Origin of the sequence: Streptococcus caledonicus, assembly GCF_042656225.1 — a bacterium.
Classification (GTDB): domain Bacteria; phylum Bacillota; class Bacilli; order Lactobacillales; family Streptococcaceae; genus Streptococcus; species Streptococcus caledonicus.
This window is the reverse complement of record NZ_JBHSOJ010000016.1, coordinates 658,681-675,716: the sequence shown is the minus strand read 5'-3', so window position 1 is coordinate 675,716 and position 17,036 is coordinate 658,681. Positions and strand designations below refer to the sequence as shown.

The following is a 17,036-nucleotide window of genomic DNA, read 5'->3' as shown; positions in this document are numbered from 1 at the left end:
AAGATTTCCTTTATAAGAACAGTAGCGTATACTTTTCACACAGTATATGACAATGGAGCTATTTAAGTTATAGCCTAGTCTTTTTAGTTCTTTTTAAGAAAAATAACATATACTTAATTAAGAAGTTTGTTGGTCCTTTCACTTTTGCGAAAGGATCAATAATGTTATAATAACTTGAATAAAAAAAGAGGTGGTTTGATGATTAAAATTTTACTTGTTGAAGATGATTTGAGTTTATCAAATTCAATTTTTGATTTTTTAGATGATGGATTTGCAGACGTTATGCAGATTTTTGATGGTGCTGAGGGGATTTATGAGGCAGAGTCGGGGATTTACGACCTCATTCTTCTTGATCTTATGTTACCTGAGAAAGATGGTTTTCAAGTATTAAAAGAACTGCGTGCCAAAGGCATTACAACGCCTGTATTGATTATGACTGCTAAAGAGAGCATCGATGATAAGGGACATGGATTCGAATTAGGAGCAGATGATTATTTGACCAAACCTTTTTATTTGGAAGAATTAAAAATGCGTATTCAAGCTCTGCTCAAACGTGCAGGGAAACTAACTGATAATAATCTTGTTTACGGGAATGTCTCAGTTGAGTTGTCAACTAATAGGACATTTGTTGATGGTTCCGAGGTGGAGTTACTTGGAAAAGAATTTGAACTACTTATCTATTTTTTACAAAATCAAAATGTCATTTTACCTAAGACTCAAATATTTGATCGTTTATGGGGGTTTGATAGTGATACAACCATCTCTGTTGTCGAAGTGTATGTTTCGAAAATTCGTAAAAAATTAAAAGGTTCTGATTTTGTAGAAAATCTCCAAACCTTACGAAGCGTGGGGTATATATTAAAAAATGGTTAGAGCACTAGCTTTGTGGCGAACAGATAAAGAAAATCCCAAAACATTTTTCAGATTTTTATCTGTATTTACAGGGATTTTTGTTATTATGACGGCTATTATTCTTCAAATTATTCGAATGGGTATCTATTCTTCGGTAGATACTAGTCTTGAGAATGCAGTAGCTTCTGTAGACACCTATGTTAATATGGCAATGACACGAAAATTATATTTTGAAAATATAGATACAGGTGTTGTTATTGAATCGTTTCCTAACAACGAAAAACCTAAAGTAAAATTGATGAACGTGGATGCACTTTTTTATGATGAAGACGGCAATCTTTTTAATACTGCAGATGCTTTTTCAAGTTTTTCTAATGTCATTCTCAATAGGCGTCATTTGAGAAAGATTGTAGAAGGGGAGACGATTAGCCCTTATGGACAGGTCGAGAGTTATCATTCAGTTACGGTAGCTGTTGCTAATAGTCAATATCCTCAAGTGAAGTATGCTACTTTTTTAGTCAGCATCAAACAAATTAAAGAGTCTACACAACGTTCCGTTACAATTATTATTACGGTTATGATTCTATTTTGGTTTGTCTCTGTCGGCATGAGTGTCTATTTATCTTATTGGTCACGAAAGCCAATTATGGAAAGTTATGAAAAGCAAAAAAGTTTTGTTGAAAATGCAAGCCATGAGTTGCGTACACCGTTAGCAGTTTTACAAAATCGTTTAGAGACCCTCTTTCGAAAGCCAGAGTCAACGGTATTAGAAAATAGTGAAAATATAGCTTCTAGTTTGGAAGAGGTTCGAAATATGAGGATTTTAACCACCAATCTTCTGAATCTGGCACGCAGAGATGACGGCTTACTTCTAGAAATTTCTGATATTTCTTCTAGTTTTTTTGATGATATTTTTGAAAATTATCAGATAATTGCTGAGGATGCTAGTAAACAGTTTAATTGGAATAATTTGGTCAACAGGCCAATCAAATCGGATAAAACGCTAATTAAACAGTTGATGACCATACTATTTGATAATGCTGTTAAATATACGGATTCAGATGGAAAAATTCAATTTGAAGTAAAGACAACGGATAAGCATTTCTTTATTACAGTAATCGATAACGGATATGGTATCAAAGATGAAGATAAAAAGAAGGTTTTTGATAGATTCTATCGAGTAGATAAGGCAAGGACTCGACAAAAAGGGGGCTTTGGTTTAGGGCTATCCTTAGCAAAACAAATTACGGATTCACTTGGAGGACAAATTACGATAAAGGATAATAGTCCTAAAGGAACTATTTTTGAAGTTAAGTTATAAGAAAATCAATAAAAAAGAGAGTGAGACAAAAATCGTTAAATCGTCAAAAAATGACGATTTCGATTTTGTCGTCTCACCTCCGCACAGTTGATTAGGATGGCCGCTAACGATTGCGGAGCAAGGGTTTAGGACTTCCAATCAACCACTGCGTCAAACTGTTATTACTATTAGAACGAGAAGGTTGAGATATTTATGTCTCAGCCTCTTAAATTTTAATGTAAGGATCCTTTAACGCAATAGATGATTGGAGGTCTGCAACTTAATACCTCTTCATTCTGAAGTATACGATTGTGATTAATCTTGTTCGCTTTATTTTCAGACCTTTTGAACTGTGATGCTTTTCAGAAATTGATTAAAGGCTTTTTGATTAGTGAGGATAATAGATTTATCTTGATACTTTTGACAGATTGCTTCAAAGAATTGCATCCGTTTAGGTCTGCGAGAATGAAAGAGTGCAAAGTATAAAAAGTTCCAATCCATTTTTTCTGGACAACCGATAGCCCTATCAGACCGATCTCTACCACGGTAGACGATGTAGCGTTTCAAAATACGGAAAAAAGTATTCCAACGATTAAAGTTAAGATAAATAATATTATCTGCTTGTTCCAATCTCTCTTCAAAAAGGTACTTAGAATAAACACCATCAATCACCCAAGAGGTGTTTAGAGATAAAAAAGTGGCTAATTGCTTGATAAAATCGTCAGGAGTACGACTTTCCCAGTTTGGTAGAAACTGTAACGTATCTAGATGGAGACAGGAAATGTCATAATGGGAGGATAGCTTTTTAGCTAAGGTTGATTTACCTGATCCACTATGGCCAATAATAACAATTTTCATAGACCTTCCTTATAAAAGTGGACAAAAAAACGACCGAAAGGTCGTTCTAAAATTAACCAAGTTTAGCAGCAAGACGTGCTTTATCACGGCTTGCTTTATTTGCGTGAATCAAACCTTTAGTAGCGGCTTTGTCGATGCTTGAAGAAGCAGCACGGAAAAGCTCTTCACTTGGATTTGCTTCAAATGCTTTAATAGCAGTACGCATAGCTGATTTTTGAGCTGAGTTCTTAGCATTTTGCTGAACTGTCTTCTCAGCGCGTTTGATAGCTGATTTAATGTTTGCCAATATTCTTACCTCCATTTTTACTAACCATCTTATTATATAGAAAAAGCACTAATTTGGCAAGTCTAAATTACTTTTTCAAATAAATTTCATCAATCTTATGATCTTTGGACTTGTGTAAAATGAGCTCAGCTCGATTTCGCGTTGGTTCAATATATTTTTCTAAATTAACAAGGTTAACAGTTTTCCATATATTTTGAGAAAAAGCGAGTGCTTCTTCAAACGGCCATTCGGTAAAGCGATGATAATAGTTTGTCTTATCTTTTTTAGCTAAGGAGAGCAAAGCTTGAAATCTTTCTAGATACCAATTTTCAATATGTTTACTATTAGCATCTATATAAATTGAAAAATCAAAGTAATCGGTCATATAAAGACGTTCATTCTGTGGATTTTGAAAAACATTTATTCCTTCAACGATTAAAAAATCTGGCGATAATAGGGTTTGTTTTTCATCTGGAACAATATCATAAATTTCATGAGAATAAACGGGAATAGAAGCATCAGCACCACTTTTCATGGCGTCTAAAAAGCCAATAAGAAGTTCCATATTGTAACTTTCTGGGAACCCTTTTTTATCCAAAATATTCCGTGAAATCAAGCTATCATTAGGATATAAAAAACCATCTGTTGTCACCAATTCAACACGGCTATTGGGATAAGTTCTGGCTAGTAATAATTGCAGTAGGCGACTTGTTGTTGATTTTCCGACCGCGACAGAACCAGAAACGCCAATGATAAAGGGACGTTTGCCGGCATTTTTTTGGAGAAAAATCCCTTTAGAAAAAGCTAGATTTTCCTGGTGGTGTTTATAAATTTGAATCAGACTAATCAAGGGAAGGTAGACATCAATAACATCTTGAATATTGATTTTATCATTTAAAGATTTGATATTATCTAATTCTTTTTCAGTTAAAGGAGGAGTCGTCGCCTGGTGAAGCTCTTGCCAACGAGTTCTAGAAAGTTTTTCAAAATTAATAAATTCATTAGTCATGGAGTTATTATAGCATTTTTCTTAACTATTCTGTGTTTATAAGGTGTTTTTTAGAGGAAAACAAACAACTTTTATGATTCAAATGATTTTTTTGACATTAATTAATTGATAAAGTTCGGAAATTGCTGAAAGAGAAATTAAAATTGAGAGATTGCAACCGTTTACGAGGTGTGATATAATTATTTTCCAGCCCCAAAAGGAGATGCCTCGTTATTTCCAATAAATTATTGTTAGATGGAGAAGATATGGCTAATATGTATTATGCAGAAAATCCTGATAGTGCTCATGACCTCCATGAGTTGAAGGTAACACTCTTAGGGGAATCTTTTTCCTTCATGACTGATTCGGGTGTTTTTTCTAAAAAAATGATTGATTTTGGCAGTCAAGTTCTTTTGAATTGTTTAGATTTTAAAGAAGGAGATACTTTGCTAGACGTTGGTTGTGGATACGGTCCGTTGGGAATTGCACTAAGCAAGGTTCAAGGAGTTGAGGCAACGATGGTTGATATCAATAATAGAGCTTTAGAGTTGGCAGAGAAAAATGCAACAATAAATCATGTAACACCATCTATTTTCCAGTCAAATTTGTATGAAAAGGTAGGGGGAATTTTTAACCACATTATTTCAAATCCTCCTATTCGAGCTGGTAAATCAGTAGTACACGAAGTTTTAGAAGGAGCTTACAATCATTTGGTGTATGGGGGCGATTTAACGATTGTCATCCAGAAGAAACAAGGCGCTCCATCGGCAAAGGCTAAAATGGAAGATGTCTTTGGGAACTGCGAAGTTGTCAAAAAAGATAAGGGATATTATATTCTAAGAAGCATCAAAGAAAACTGATACTTCTAACCTAAATTACTCTAAAGAAAGGAACTGAATACGGAACAAGTTTTATATATAGATATAAGATAGTTCGAATGGATTAGCTTTTTTCTAGAAACAAAGTATTCCGTTGAGTTAAAGAGCTTAAACTATATGATGAGAACAGTTGACTTAATTCAAAAGAAGAGAGATGGCTTAGAGCTATCAACTGAGGAAATCCAGTGGTTAATTGAGGGCTATACCAAGGGAACCGTTCCTGATTATCAGATGGCAGCCTTTGCTATGGCAATATTTTTTCGTGGGATGAGCATGCGTGAGACGCGTGATTTAACCATGAGCATGGTAGCTTCTGGGGAACAGATTGACCTATCTGCTATTCCTGGAATTAAGACAGATAAGCACTCTACAGGTGGGGTAGGAGATAAAGTGACTTTGATTTTAGCTCCTTTAGTAGCAGCTTTCGGTGTTCCTGTAGCTAAGATGAGTGGAAGAGGCCTTGGACATACAGGCGGGACACTTGATAAATTGGAAGCTATCAAAGGCTATCAAATCGAACGCACACAAGAAGCATTTATCAAGCAAGTACAAGATATCGGTTTATCTGTTATTGGGCAATCTGATAATATGGTAAAAGCTGATAAACTGCTTTATGCGCTTCGAGATGTTACCGCTACAGTTGATATTATTCCATTGATTGCTAGCTCAGTTATGTCCAAAAAAATTGCAGCAGGTGCTGATAGTATTTTACTTGATGTTACAGTCGGTGATGGTGCCTTCATGAAAACATTGGAGGACGCAGTAAAATTGTCTGAAACAATGGTTGCACTGGGAAATGAAGTGGGACGAAAAACGATTGCTGTTATTACCAATATGACTCAACCTGTCGGTCGTGCTATCGGTAATCGTTTGGAAGTTCTTGAAGCTATTGAAATCATGCAAGGTAAGGGACGTGAAGATGTCACGCATTTTATTTGTGAATTAGCTCAGATTATGTTGAATTTAGCGAATGTTGATAAATCCTTAGACGATATTCATGATACTTTGGTCAATGGCAAAGCCTTGCAAAAGTTTGAAGAAATGATTGTCGCTCAAGGTGGAGATTTAGTGGATTTACATCGTCCATCAAACGCAAAATTCGTTGTTGAAGTTAAATCAGAAACGGATGGTTATGTTACGGAATTACCGGCATTAGAGTTTGGCCTTTTTGCAATGCGTCTAGGAGCAGGAAGATCAGTAAAAAACGATTCTTTAGATTATGAAACTGGCATAGTGTTCGATAAAAAGGTTGGAGATGCTGTAAAAGCAGGTGAAATAATTGCCAAAATCTATACAAACGAAATTTTAAGTAATAAAATGCTTACAGAATTCCAAAAAAATGTTAAAATAGGTGATGAACGTATTGAGTCACAAGAAATTTTAAGAATTATTAGCTAGTAGTAGGAAAAGGGGAAAATTGATGTCTATTAATAAATATATTGATCACACTCTATTAAAACCAGAAAGTACTCAAAGTCAAATTGACAAGTTGCTCTCTGAAGCAAAAGAATATGATTTTGCTAGTGTATGTGTTAACCCAACTTGGGTAAATTACTCAGCAAAAGCTCTTGCTGAGACTGATGTCAATGTTTGTACAGTAATTGGTTTCCCTCTTGGAGCAACAACGCCAGCAGTTAAAGCATTTGAGACTAAAGATGCTATTGAAAACGGAGCTGACGAAATTGATATGGTTATCAATATTGGTGCTCTGAAATCTGGTAATTTTGATCTAGTCGAAGAAGATATTCGAGCAGTCGTCGAGGCTTCTGAAGATAAGATTGTCAAAGTTATTATCGAGGCTTGTTTATTGACAGAAGAAGAAAAAGTGAAGGCTTGTCAACTTTCAGTGAAAGCTGGTGCTGATTTTGTGAAAACGTCTACTGGTTTTTCAACTGGAGGAGCAACTGTAGCTGATGTGGCTTTGATGCGTCAAACTGTTGGTCCAAATGTTGGAGTTAAGGCTGCTGGAGGGGCTCGTTCATTGGCAGATGCACAAGCCTTTATTGAAGCAGGGGCAACTCGCTTAGGAACTTCTTCAGGTGTTGCTATTATCAAGGGAGAAACGATAAATGGAGGATACTAATCTTGTTGAGTTAGCTATTGAGGCTAGTTCACGCGCCTATGTTCCCTATTCACATTTTCCAATTGGTGCAGCTTTAAAAACAGCTGATGGCTCTATCTATACAGGTTGTAATGTTGAAAACGCTAGTTTTGGCCTAACGAATTGTGGTGAGCGTACTGCAATCTTTAAAGCTGTCTCAGATGGTCATCAAAAGTTGGAAGAAATTGCGATTTATGGTACCTCTGCTGAACCTATTTCTCCATGCGGTGCTTGTCGTCAAGTTATGGTAGAGTTCTTTGAACCTACCGCAAAAGTTATCTTAATTGCTAAAAATGGTCAGACGGTCGAGACGACGGTCGGTGAGTTGTTGCCATACTCTTTTACAGATTTGACCTAATCTGTCTTTAACCTTCGGGTTATCTTATTCTTGCAACTTGGTTGCACAAAAATATTTAGGAGGGTTCATGAAAATGAACAAAAAATTTGTTGGACTTGGTCTAGCTACTGTTGCAGCTCTTTCACTAGCTGCATGTGGAAGCCGTACGGCTAAAAGAGATGATGCTTCTTCAGCTAAAGAAGAAACAGGCTTAAAAGCTGCTATCGTTACTGATATCGGTGGTGTTGATGACCGTTCATTCAACCAATCAGCTTGGGAAGGACTTCAAGAATGGGGTGACGCAGCTGGTCTTTCAAAAGGTAAGGGTTACGACTACTTCCAATCAGCTTCTGAATCAGATTACATTACTAACCTTGATTCAGCAGTAGCTGGCGGCTATAATGTTGTCTTTGGTATTGGTTTTGCTTTGGAATCAGCAATTGCTGAAGTAGCACCAAATAATCCAGATACACACTATGTTATCGTTGATAGTGTTGTTGCTGATCAAGATAACGTAGCAAGCGTTGGATTTGCTGACCATGAAGCGTCATACCTTGCAGGTGTTGCAGCTGCAAAATCAACAAAAACTAAAAAAGTTGGTTTCGTAGGTGGTATGGAAGGTGAAGTTATTGACCGTTTCGAAGCAGGATTTGTAGCTGGTGTTAAATCAGTTGATGAATCAATCAAGATTGATGTTCAATATGCTGGTTCATTTGGTGATGCAGCTAAAGGTCAAACAATTGCCTCAGCTCAATATGCAGCAGGTGCGGATGTGATTTTCCATGCATCAGGTGGTACAGGTAACGGTGTTTTTGCAGCAGCTAAAGCAGAAAATGAAACTCGTAATGAAGCTGATAAAGTTTGGGTAATCGGTGTTGACCGTGACCAATCTGCTGAGGGTGTTTACACTTCTAAAGATGGTAAAGAATCTAACTTTGTATTGGCTTCTACTTTGAAACAAGTTGGTGCTGCAGTTAAAGATATTGCAACTAAAGCATCAGAAGACAAATTCCCTGGTGGTGAAATTGTTCGTTACTCTCTTAAAGATAAAGGTGTAGAATTAGCTGAAACAAACCTTTCAGAAGATGCTTCTAAAGCAGTTGCTGATGCTAAAAAAGCTATTCTTGATGGAAAAGTTGAAGTTCCAGAAAAACCTAAAAAAGATGATGAAAAATAGTTAAATATTAGAAACTTCCGAAAAGGCGACTGACATCGGTCGCTCTTTTTAGGGAACTGGGAGATTTTCTCTCAGTAAAGCCTATCATTTCTTGATAGGTTTTGCTGAAAAAAAAGACAGTTTGGAAAGGAATAAACTATGACACAAGATTATGTCATCGAGATGAGAGACATAACGAAGCGATTTGGTGAATTTGTTGCAAATGACCAGATTAATTTAAATGTCAAAAAAGGTGAGATTCATGCTCTTCTCGGAGAGAATGGTGCAGGTAAATCTACCCTTATGAATATGTTGGCAGGACTTCTTGAACCAACGAGTGGTGAAATTATTATTAACGGTAAGTCCGTTACGATTGAATCACCTTCAAAAGCTGCGCAACTAGGTATCGGAATGGTTCACCAACATTTTATGTTGGTAGATGCCTTTACGGTTACTGAAAATATCATTCTCGGTAGTGAGACAACCAATGTAGCTGGTATGATTGACCTTAAAAAGGCTACTGCTGAAATTACAGAAATTTCAAAGAAATATGGTCTTGAAGTTAATCCAACTGCCAAAGTGGCTGATATTTCAGTTGGTGCGCAACAGCGTGTTGAAATTTTGAAAACTCTCTATCGTGGAGCAGATCTTCTCATTTTTGACGAACCGACAGCTGTTTTGACTCCTGATGAAATTGCAGAACTTTTAAAAATTATGAAAGTTTTGGTTTCGGAAGGAAAATCAATTATTCTGATTACTCATAAACTCGATGAAATTCGTGCAGTTGCCGATCGTGTTACGGTTATTCGCCGTGGGAAGTCTATTGAGACTGTGGAGGTAGCTGGTGCTACAAATGATGATTTAGCAGAGTGGATGGTTGGTCGTTCAGTTTCCTTTAAAACTGAGAAAATTGCATCTAATCCTAAAGAAGTTATCTTATCAATCGAAAATCTTGTTGTCAATGAAAATCGTGGAATTCCAGCAGTTAAAAATCTTTCCTTGGATGTTAGAGCCGGTGAAATAGTCGGAATTGCAGGTATTGACGGTAATGGGCAGAGTGAGTTAATTCAATCTATTACAGGACTACGTAAAGTTAAATCAGGTAAAATTACGATAAAAGGAGAAGATGTCACACATTATTCACCTCGTAAGATTACAGAACTAAGTGTTGGTCATGTTCCAGAAGATCGTCATCGTGATGGTATGATTTTGGATATGACAGTTGCTGAGAACTTTGCTTTGCAAACTTATTATAAAGAGCCAATTTCTAAAAATGGTATCCTAAATTATTCTAAGATTAATGAAAAAGCACGACAACTAATGGAAGAATTCGATGTTCGTGGTGCAGGAGAACTTATACCAGGTAAGTCCCTTTCTGGTGGTAACCAGCAAAAAGCAGTTATCGCTCGAGAAATTGATCGTGACCCAGACTTATTGATTGTGAGTCAGCCAACTCGTGGACTTGATGTCGGTGCTATTGAATATATCCGTAAACGCTTGATTGCAGAACGTGATAAAGGTAAGGCTGTTCTTGTCGTTAGTTTTGAACTAGATGAAATCCTAGATGTCTCTGACAGAATTGCGGTTATTCATGACGGAAGTATTCATGGTATTGTTTTACCAGCTGAAACAACTAAGCAAGAGCTTGGTAAGTTGATGGCTGGGGGACATCTCAAGTAAGAAAGGAAATCATTATGCTAAAAAAATACGAAAGTATCCTGATTCCCTTGCTGGCAGTTTTTTCAGGTCTGCTACTTGGGGCAGTGATTATGCTAATCTTTGGCTATGACCCAGTTTGGGGTTATGAAGAGCTTCTATATACTGCTTTTGGTTCTATTAAAAGTGTCGGAGAAATTTTTCGAGCGGTGGCTCCACTAGTTTTTACTGCATTGGGATTTGCTGTTGCTAGCCGTGCAGGGTTCTTTAATGTTGGTTTATCTGGTCAAGCTCTTGTTGGTTGGGTTTTTGCCGGCTGGTTTGCTCTTGCTAATCCAGACATGCCAAGACCACTATTAGTTTTAGCAACGGTTGTTATTGCTATGATTGCAGGTGGTCTTGCTGGAGCCATTCCTGGATTTTTACGAGCTTTTCTTGGGACAAGTGAAGTTATCGTAACAATCATGATGAACTATATTTTGCTCTATTTTTCAAACCATATTATCCGTGATGTTTTTTCGGATGAATTGATGAAAAATACAGATTCAAGTATTAATGTTTCTGCAAATGCTTCTTATCAGACAGAATGGCTTAGAGCTTTGACAGATAATTCACGTATGAATATTGGTATTTTCTTTGCCATTATTGCTGTTGTGCTTATTTGGTTCTTGTTTGCTAAGACAACACTTGGTTTTGAAATTCGTGCTGCAGGTCTTAATCCAAATGCAGCTGACTATGCTGGTATGAGTACCAAACGTACTATTGTTCTATCAATGATTATCTCAGGTGCTCTAGCAGGGTTGGGAGGAGCTGTACAAGGTTTAGGCACCTTCCAAAATGTTTATATCCAATCTGCCAATTTGGATATTGGTTTCAATGGTATGTCTGTTGCCCTTCTGGCCTCAAATTCACCACTAGGTATTCCATTTGCAGCCTTCCTGTTTGGTGCATTATCAGTTGGTTCTTCAGGTATGGTTCGTGCTCAAATTCCACCTGAACTAGTTAACGTTGTTACAGCATCAATTATTTTCTTCATTGGTGTGAAATTTATTTTTGAACAGATGCTAAGGTCAAAACGTTTTGCGAAAGGAGGTAAGTAGTATGAGTTTGAACTTATTAGCTTTACTGATTTCGCAGATGTTAATCTACTCTGCACCTTTAATCTTCACGAGTCTTGGAGGGGTCTTCTCTGAACGAGCTGGTATTGTAAACGTTGGTCTGGAAGGAACAATGGTTATTGGAGCATTTGCTGGTGTTGTTTTCAATATCGAATTCGCTGAGCAATTTGGTACAATGACACCGCTTTTAGCAGTTCTAGTAGGTGGACTTGTTGGTATTCTTTTCCAGTTGATTCATGCTACTGCGACAGTGCTTTTTAGGGCAGATCACGTTGTATCTGGTACCGTATTAAACCTCTTAGCTCCAGCTTTCTCGGTATTTTTAGTTAAAGTTATTTATGGTAAGGGACAAACAGACTCTATTCGCCAATCGTTTGGTAAATTCTCATTTCCAGGCTTGGAAAAAATTCCTGTTTTGGGTGACTTATTTTTCAAAAATACCAGCTTGATGGGATATGTTGCCATTTTGACAGCCTTTATTGCTTGGTTTGTTATGTATAAGACTCGCTTTGGTCTGCGCCTTCGTTCAGTAGGTGAACATCCACAGGCGGCAGATACTCTTGGTATCAATGTATACAAGATGCGATTTGCTGGTGTTATGATTGCTGGATTCCTTGGTGGAGTTGGAGGAGCAGTAAGTGCTCAATCTGTAAATATCAACTTCTCGGCAACGACAATCGTTGGTTCAGGATTTATCGCTCTTGCGGCTGTTATTTTTGGTAAATGGAACCCATTAGGTGCAATGCTTGCAAGTCTATTCTTTGGTCTCTCGCAAAGTTTAGCGGTTATAGGAAGTCAATTACCAGGTTTACAAAATATTCCAACGGTATATCTTCAAATGGCTCCTTATTTGATTACCGTTATTGCCTTGGCTGCTTTCTTCGGAAAAGCTGTCGCTCCAAAAGCAGATGGTGTCAACTATATTAAAACTAAATAATCCTAAGATGAGGTTGGGACAAAACTCAAAATTTAGCCTTGCTGTTGAAAATTGAACAAAATAAATGGCTTAGAATCAACGTTTTTTGACGACGTTATTCTAAGCCATTTACCATTTAGAAGACTTTTTGCCAAGTCTTCTAAATTTTAGGGCAGCAATAATTTGACGCAGTGGCTAATTGAAAGTTCTAAACTGGACACTTCTTCATTTTCAAGTCTCCAACTAAAACATTGACTGGATTATTGTCACTCGTTCGTTTTCAAGCTTGAACCTAAAAAATAGTCCGATGGACTATTTTAGTACCACGCAAGCATAGCGGTCATACTATCGACTGTGATGAATGTCGCTCATCTTATTTCTAACCTCCAAAGGTTTTCCAGACCTTTGAAACTGTACGGATGTGAGAATGAAATCGTCTATCGGACAGTTTCGTTCTGAGCTTAGAAATAAAATAGCTAAGGGAAGCCAAGACTTAGATATCATGACTTTTTATACGCAAACTTCAAAAAAGTGCAAAAAGGACTCCCTATGTTACAATATAAGCGAAAAATTTTTAGTTTTGGATTGTTAGCACGTCTTTAACAATCTTTTTTATTGGCAAAATTCAGAATAAGTTAATTGATAAGACAAAAGAATATAAGCTAGTTTGAGTAACTAATGAGCAATAGCTATAGTTGCTTTTTGTGGTCCTCTTTTAGATTTTAATTACCAAATTAAACGATAAAAACAGAAACTGTAATCTAATCTATTCATGGAATGCTATCCAATAGCTATCCAATATGTCTGGTTTGCGCTCATAGTCTTTGAGATAACCTTTTATTCGATTTTCTACTGTGGATTTTAGTAAAATAGTTTAGTAGGGCTAAGTAGCGTATAAATATTTTTTAATTTGCTACGTGATAGTGAGCAAATATATGGAAAGCGCTTGTAATATGTGATAGAATAGAGTAGTAAATTAATATATTTTTGAAAGAGGATTTTACTATGTCTAAAATCGTTGTTGTGGGTGCCAACCATGCTGGTACAGCTGCTATTAAAACCATGTTAACAAACTATGGTGATGCTAATGAGATTGTTGTTTTCGATCAAAACTCAAATATTTCATTCTTAGGATGTGGTATGGCTCTTTGGATCGGTGAACAAATTTCTGGTCCAGAAGGATTGTTCTACTCAGATAAAGAAGAACTTGAATCACTCGGTGCAACTGTTTATATGGAATCACCAGTTTCAGCTATTGATTATAAAGCTAAAACTGTTACCGCTCTTGTAAATGGTAAAGAGCATGTTGAAAGCTACGACAAATTGCTTTTTGCGACAGGTTCACAACCAATCTTGCCGCCAATTAAAGGTGCTGAAATCAAAGAAGGTTCACTTGAATTCGAAGCAACTCTTGAAAATCTTCAATTTGTTAAATTGTACCAAAATTCAGCAGACGTCATTCAAAAACTTGAGAACAAAGACATCAACCGTGTTGCTGTTGTAGGTGCTGGTTATATCGGTGTTGAGCTTGCTGAGGCTTTCCAACGCAAAGGTAAGGAAGTTGTTCTTATCGATGTTGTTGATACTTGTCTTGCTGGTTACTATGACCGTGATTTGTCTGATCTTATGGCGAAAAACATGGAAGAGCATGGTATCAAACTTGCTTTCGGTGAAACTGTTAAGGAAGTTGCTGGTGCTGGTAAAGTTGAAAAAATCATTACTGATAAAAACGAATACGATGTTGACATGGTAATCCTTGCTGTTGGTTTCCGTCCAAACACTGCTTTCGCTGGTGAAGGTATTGAGCGCTTCCGCAATGGTGCATTCCTTGTAAACAAACGCCAACAAACATCAATTCCAGATGTTTATGCTATCGGTGACTGTGCGACAATCTATGACAACGCTACAGGTGACACAAGTTACATCGCACTCGCATCAAACGCAGTTCGTACAGGTATCGTAGCAGCTCATAACATCTGTGGAACTGACCTTGAAGGTATTGGGGTACAAGGTTCAAACGGTATCTCAATCTATGGTCTTAACCTTGTTTCAACTGGTTTAACGCTTGAAAAAGCAACTCGTCTTGGTATCAATGCTGCTGTAACTGAGTACACTGACAATCAAAAACCAGAATTTATTGAGCATGGTAACTTCCCAGTAACACTTAAAATCGTTTACGATAAAGATTCACGGCGTATCCTTGGTGCGCAAATGGCTGCACGTGAAGATATCTCTATGGGTATCCACATGTTCTCACTTGCTATCCAAGAAGGTGTTACTATTGAGAAATTGGCATTGACAGATATCTTCTTCTTGCCACATTTCAACAAACCATACAACTACATCACAATGGCAGCACTTGGTGCAAAAGACTAATTTGTGATTAGCATGCAAACCAGCCAACTGGCTGGTTTTTTGACGCTTATTTTTCCCTATGCTATAATGTGTCTTAGAAATGGAGAGATATTATGCTACGAGAAGCTGATCTTAGTGATATTAAAAGATATGGTGAGACCTTTTATCAACTAGGTTTAAATCCATTGACATCAGGTTACCCAGCCTATTTTGATGGGACAAAGACTAAGGATGACTTTGAAAAAGTGTTGATGAGGCGATTAGAAAATGAGAATAGTAGGTTAGTGATTGCAGAGTTTAAAGGGCAAGTAGAAGGGATTGTTGGATATTTTTACCTGCCTGATGACAGGTATTTGCAAGTTGATTTGTTAAATTTATCTTATCATGCTGACATACATCTTACTGAGTTGGTTGAGCACTTAGAATCACATTTTAAAGATTTTCAGATACTTTTTGGCATTGATGCGAGAAATGCGACTTATCAATCAGTTTTAAAGAATATGGGATGGATTGCAGAAGCACCTCAAGTCATCAATCTGTTAGAAGAACCGTTTATAAGATGTGAACCAAGAGCTGTTAAGTCAAATATTATACGTGTCAGCCATTCTAATCAGTTACAATTTCAATCTCTGTTTCCACAGGATAACCCTGATAATGTCTATTGGACACCAGAACGGTTGATAGAGGAATTGGAACATTGGGTAATATACTTATTTGCTGATAAAGGTGCTATTTGGGCAAGGCCATTCGGTGATAGACAAATGGAGATTTATGGCTATGTGATTGCTGAAAAAATGGCTAATGACTCTCAAAATATTCTTCGTGAGTTACTTTATACTCTTATAGAAGGAGCACATCAGTCAGGTATTCGACAAATATTATTTTTTAGTGATGAAAAGGAATACGAGCTGCTAAGATCTTTAGGGTTTAAAGAAAGAGGAACTTATCTTTGCTATAGTAAGACTTTGTAGTTAGTTTCTTTTATTAATGTGATTAAAAATATAAAATGGTGAAAAACTAAAACAATCCAAAGATTGTGATATGATTCAATAGAATAATAAAAAAGAGCTGGTGTGCTTGTTCAGTTATTAAGTAAATAATATAGATTGCTACTAAAAAGTAGATGCAAATGGTGTAGTATAAGGCAAAGGACTATCTAAATTGATAATCAGCATTACGTAAGGGTAACTGAGGGGAATAATTAATATAGACAGGAGGTATTTGATGCCTATCTTTTGAAATACCTTTCCAATCGTAATTCATCATCTCAATTAAAGGGCAGAGAAAAACGAGGATTCCATGGTATCTTTTGTGAAAAATGTTAGCAGATAAAGAAAAAAACAGGACCACTATCATAATGAACTGCTCCCTGTCAAGTGGACAATGAAATAATAAAAGATTAAGCAACGGCCTTGTCCCTCAATTCAAGAGGGGCAAGGCCGTTGTTCTTCTCTTGAAATCGTTCGTTATTGTAAAAATAGATATAGTCATCAATATCATAAACTAATTCCCCAAATGTCTTGTAAGCTTTCAAGTCATAACACTCCGTCTTAAAGTGACCAAAGAAACTCTCAATTGGCGCATTGTCAATGCATTTTCCAACTCGTGACCTAGAGCGTGTCATCTGACATTGGGGCGTTACCATCCGGTATTCCCGTGAAGTGTATTGACTTTCTCTGTCGCTGTGGATGATTGGTGTGGCATCTGGATTAGATTCCATAGCCTTTCTTAGGTTCTCCATGACAAGTGGATTGTCATTATGCTTACTGATATGGTAAGTCACGATAGAGCCGTCATAAAGGTCTTTAATAGCACTTAAATAAGCTTTACAACCTCGTCCATACGGTAAGAAAGTCACATCTGTACACCATTTTTGTCTCCTCAGATGTAGTCTCTTTGTGATTAAGCCACTTATAATAACCTGATCGAGACACTCCAAGTCATTGGCATAACTGGCTAATAGAGGCTCCACTATGCTTATCGGAATAATCTTTAATAGCTTGAAATTCTTCTAAGTAACGTCCGAGTCTTACCATCGGTTTCTGCGTCTGATTTCTTCTAACTTTTTGGCGCTAGCCGTTCGAAGCAAAGCGAGTTACGGATAGCCCTGCAAGGCTTGTCCAAGCGTTAGGAACAGGGTGACGACACGATTGGCAACAAGCAACTGCAAGCAGTCCTACCTCCATCTCTAAATAGCGGTTGCGCTCTTCGAGTTGCTTGTTTTTGAGCTGTAACTCTTCTTCTGGGGGAAGGTTC

General features: G+C 37.0%; 16 protein-coding genes and 1 pseudogene. 12 read left to right on the top strand and 5 right to left on the bottom strand.

Annotated elements, in window-relative coordinates; translation table 11 throughout:
• Positions 1 to 198 precede the first annotated feature (198 nt).
• Both ACFPQ3_RS07175 and ACFPQ3_RS07170 read left to right on the top strand, forming a co-directional pair.
• Positions 199 to 873 (top strand): response regulator transcription factor, encoded by a 675-nt coding sequence (locus tag ACFPQ3_RS07175; protein ID WP_161979144.1) that lies wholly within the window; start codon positions 199 to 201, stop codon positions 871 to 873.
• Positions 866 to 2,173: a sensor histidine kinase gene (locus ACFPQ3_RS07170; protein WP_156805156.1), complete on the top strand. Its 1,308-nt coding sequence runs from the start codon at positions 866 to 868 to the stop codon at positions 2,171 to 2,173. The genes ACFPQ3_RS07175 and ACFPQ3_RS07170 overlap by 8 nt, the downstream gene beginning before the upstream one ends.
• A gap of 315 nt (positions 2,174 to 2,488) precedes the next feature.
• Here ACFPQ3_RS07170 and ACFPQ3_RS07165 read toward each other — a convergent pair whose 3' ends face one another.
• Genes ACFPQ3_RS07165 through coaA form a run of 3 tightly spaced genes read right to left on the bottom strand, consistent with a single transcriptional unit; the run spans position 2,489 to position 4,284 of the window.
• Positions 2,489 to 3,010: a P-loop NTPase family protein gene (locus ACFPQ3_RS07165; protein WP_156805157.1), complete on the bottom strand. Its 522-nt coding sequence runs from the start codon at positions 3,008 to 3,010 to the stop codon at positions 2,489 to 2,491.
• Between the two features lie 52 nt (positions 3,011 to 3,062).
• Positions 3,063 to 3,311 (bottom strand): 30S ribosomal protein S20, encoded by a 249-nt coding sequence (gene rpsT, locus ACFPQ3_RS07160; protein ID WP_156805158.1) that lies wholly within the window; start codon positions 3,309 to 3,311, stop codon positions 3,063 to 3,065.
• A gap of 52 nt (positions 3,312 to 3,363) precedes the next feature.
• Positions 3,364 to 4,284 carry a type I pantothenate kinase gene (coaA, locus tag ACFPQ3_RS07155; RefSeq protein ID WP_156805159.1) on the bottom strand — a complete coding sequence of 307 codons (921 nt, stop codon included), beginning with the start codon at positions 4,282 to 4,284 and terminating at the stop codon, positions 3,364 to 3,366.
• Between the two features lie 245 nt (positions 4,285 to 4,529).
• Between coaA and ACFPQ3_RS07150 the strand changes: the two genes are divergently transcribed.
• From ACFPQ3_RS07150 to ACFPQ3_RS07105, 10 genes are all read left to right on the top strand, one after another.
• On the top strand, positions 4,530 to 5,123 hold the full coding sequence (locus ACFPQ3_RS07150) for a class I SAM-dependent methyltransferase (protein WP_156805160.1): 594 nt from the start codon (positions 4,530 to 4,532) through the stop codon (positions 5,121 to 5,123).
• A gap of 138 nt (positions 5,124 to 5,261) precedes the next feature.
• Positions 5,262 to 6,539 carry a pyrimidine-nucleoside phosphorylase gene (locus tag ACFPQ3_RS07145; RefSeq protein ID WP_156805511.1) on the top strand — a complete coding sequence of 426 codons (1,278 nt, stop codon included), beginning with the start codon at positions 5,262 to 5,264 and terminating at the stop codon, positions 6,537 to 6,539.
• Between the two features lie 22 nt (positions 6,540 to 6,561).
• Positions 6,562 to 7,224 carry a deoxyribose-phosphate aldolase gene (deoC, locus tag ACFPQ3_RS07140; protein ID WP_156805161.1) on the top strand — a complete coding sequence of 221 codons (663 nt, stop codon included), beginning with the start codon at positions 6,562 to 6,564 and terminating at the stop codon, positions 7,222 to 7,224.
• Entirely contained in the window at positions 7,211 to 7,600 is a 390-nt protein-coding gene (locus ACFPQ3_RS07135) for a cytidine deaminase (protein WP_156805162.1), read from the top strand. The genes deoC and ACFPQ3_RS07135 overlap by 14 nt, the downstream gene beginning before the upstream one ends.
• Positions 7,601 to 7,673: 73 nt before the next feature.
• On the top strand, positions 7,674 to 8,756 hold the full coding sequence (locus ACFPQ3_RS07130) for a BMP family lipoprotein (RefSeq protein WP_156805163.1): 1,083 nt from the start codon (positions 7,674 to 7,676) through the stop codon (positions 8,754 to 8,756).
• A gap of 138 nt (positions 8,757 to 8,894) precedes the next feature.
• Positions 8,895 to 10,415: an ABC transporter ATP-binding protein gene (locus ACFPQ3_RS07125; RefSeq protein WP_156805164.1), complete on the top strand. Its 1,521-nt coding sequence runs from the start codon at positions 8,895 to 8,897 to the stop codon at positions 10,413 to 10,415.
• A gap of 14 nt (positions 10,416 to 10,429) precedes the next feature.
• Positions 10,430 to 11,491 carry an ABC transporter permease gene (locus ACFPQ3_RS07120; RefSeq protein ID WP_156805165.1) on the top strand — a complete coding sequence of 354 codons (1,062 nt, stop codon included), beginning with the start codon at positions 10,430 to 10,432 and terminating at the stop codon, positions 11,489 to 11,491.
• Position 11,492: 1 nt separating this feature from the next.
• On the top strand, positions 11,493 to 12,446 hold the full coding sequence (locus ACFPQ3_RS07115) for an ABC transporter permease (RefSeq protein ID WP_156805166.1): 954 nt from the start codon (positions 11,493 to 11,495) through the stop codon (positions 12,444 to 12,446).
• A 984-nt stretch (positions 12,447 to 13,430) separates the two neighbouring features.
• A complete protein-coding gene (nox, locus tag ACFPQ3_RS07110) occupies positions 13,431 to 14,801 on the top strand; it encodes a H2O-forming NADH oxidase (protein WP_156805167.1) in 1,371 nt (456 codons plus the stop codon).
• Between the two features lie 92 nt (positions 14,802 to 14,893).
• Complete coding sequence (locus ACFPQ3_RS07105; RefSeq protein ID WP_156805168.1) at positions 14,894 to 15,751, top strand: hypothetical protein; 858 nt, start codon at positions 14,894 to 14,896, stop codon at positions 15,749 to 15,751.
• Between the two features lie 428 nt (positions 15,752 to 16,179).
• On the opposite strand, the pseudogene ACFPQ3_RS07100 reads toward ACFPQ3_RS07105, so the two are convergent.
• A pseudogene (locus ACFPQ3_RS07100) lies at positions 16,180 to 16,849 on the bottom strand (IS3 family transposase); the annotation flags it as partial.
• A 3-nt stretch (positions 16,850 to 16,852) separates the two neighbouring features.
• On the bottom strand, positions 16,853 to 17,036 hold a 184-nt coding region (locus tag ACFPQ3_RS07095; RefSeq protein WP_380433796.1), incomplete at its 5' end, for a hypothetical protein.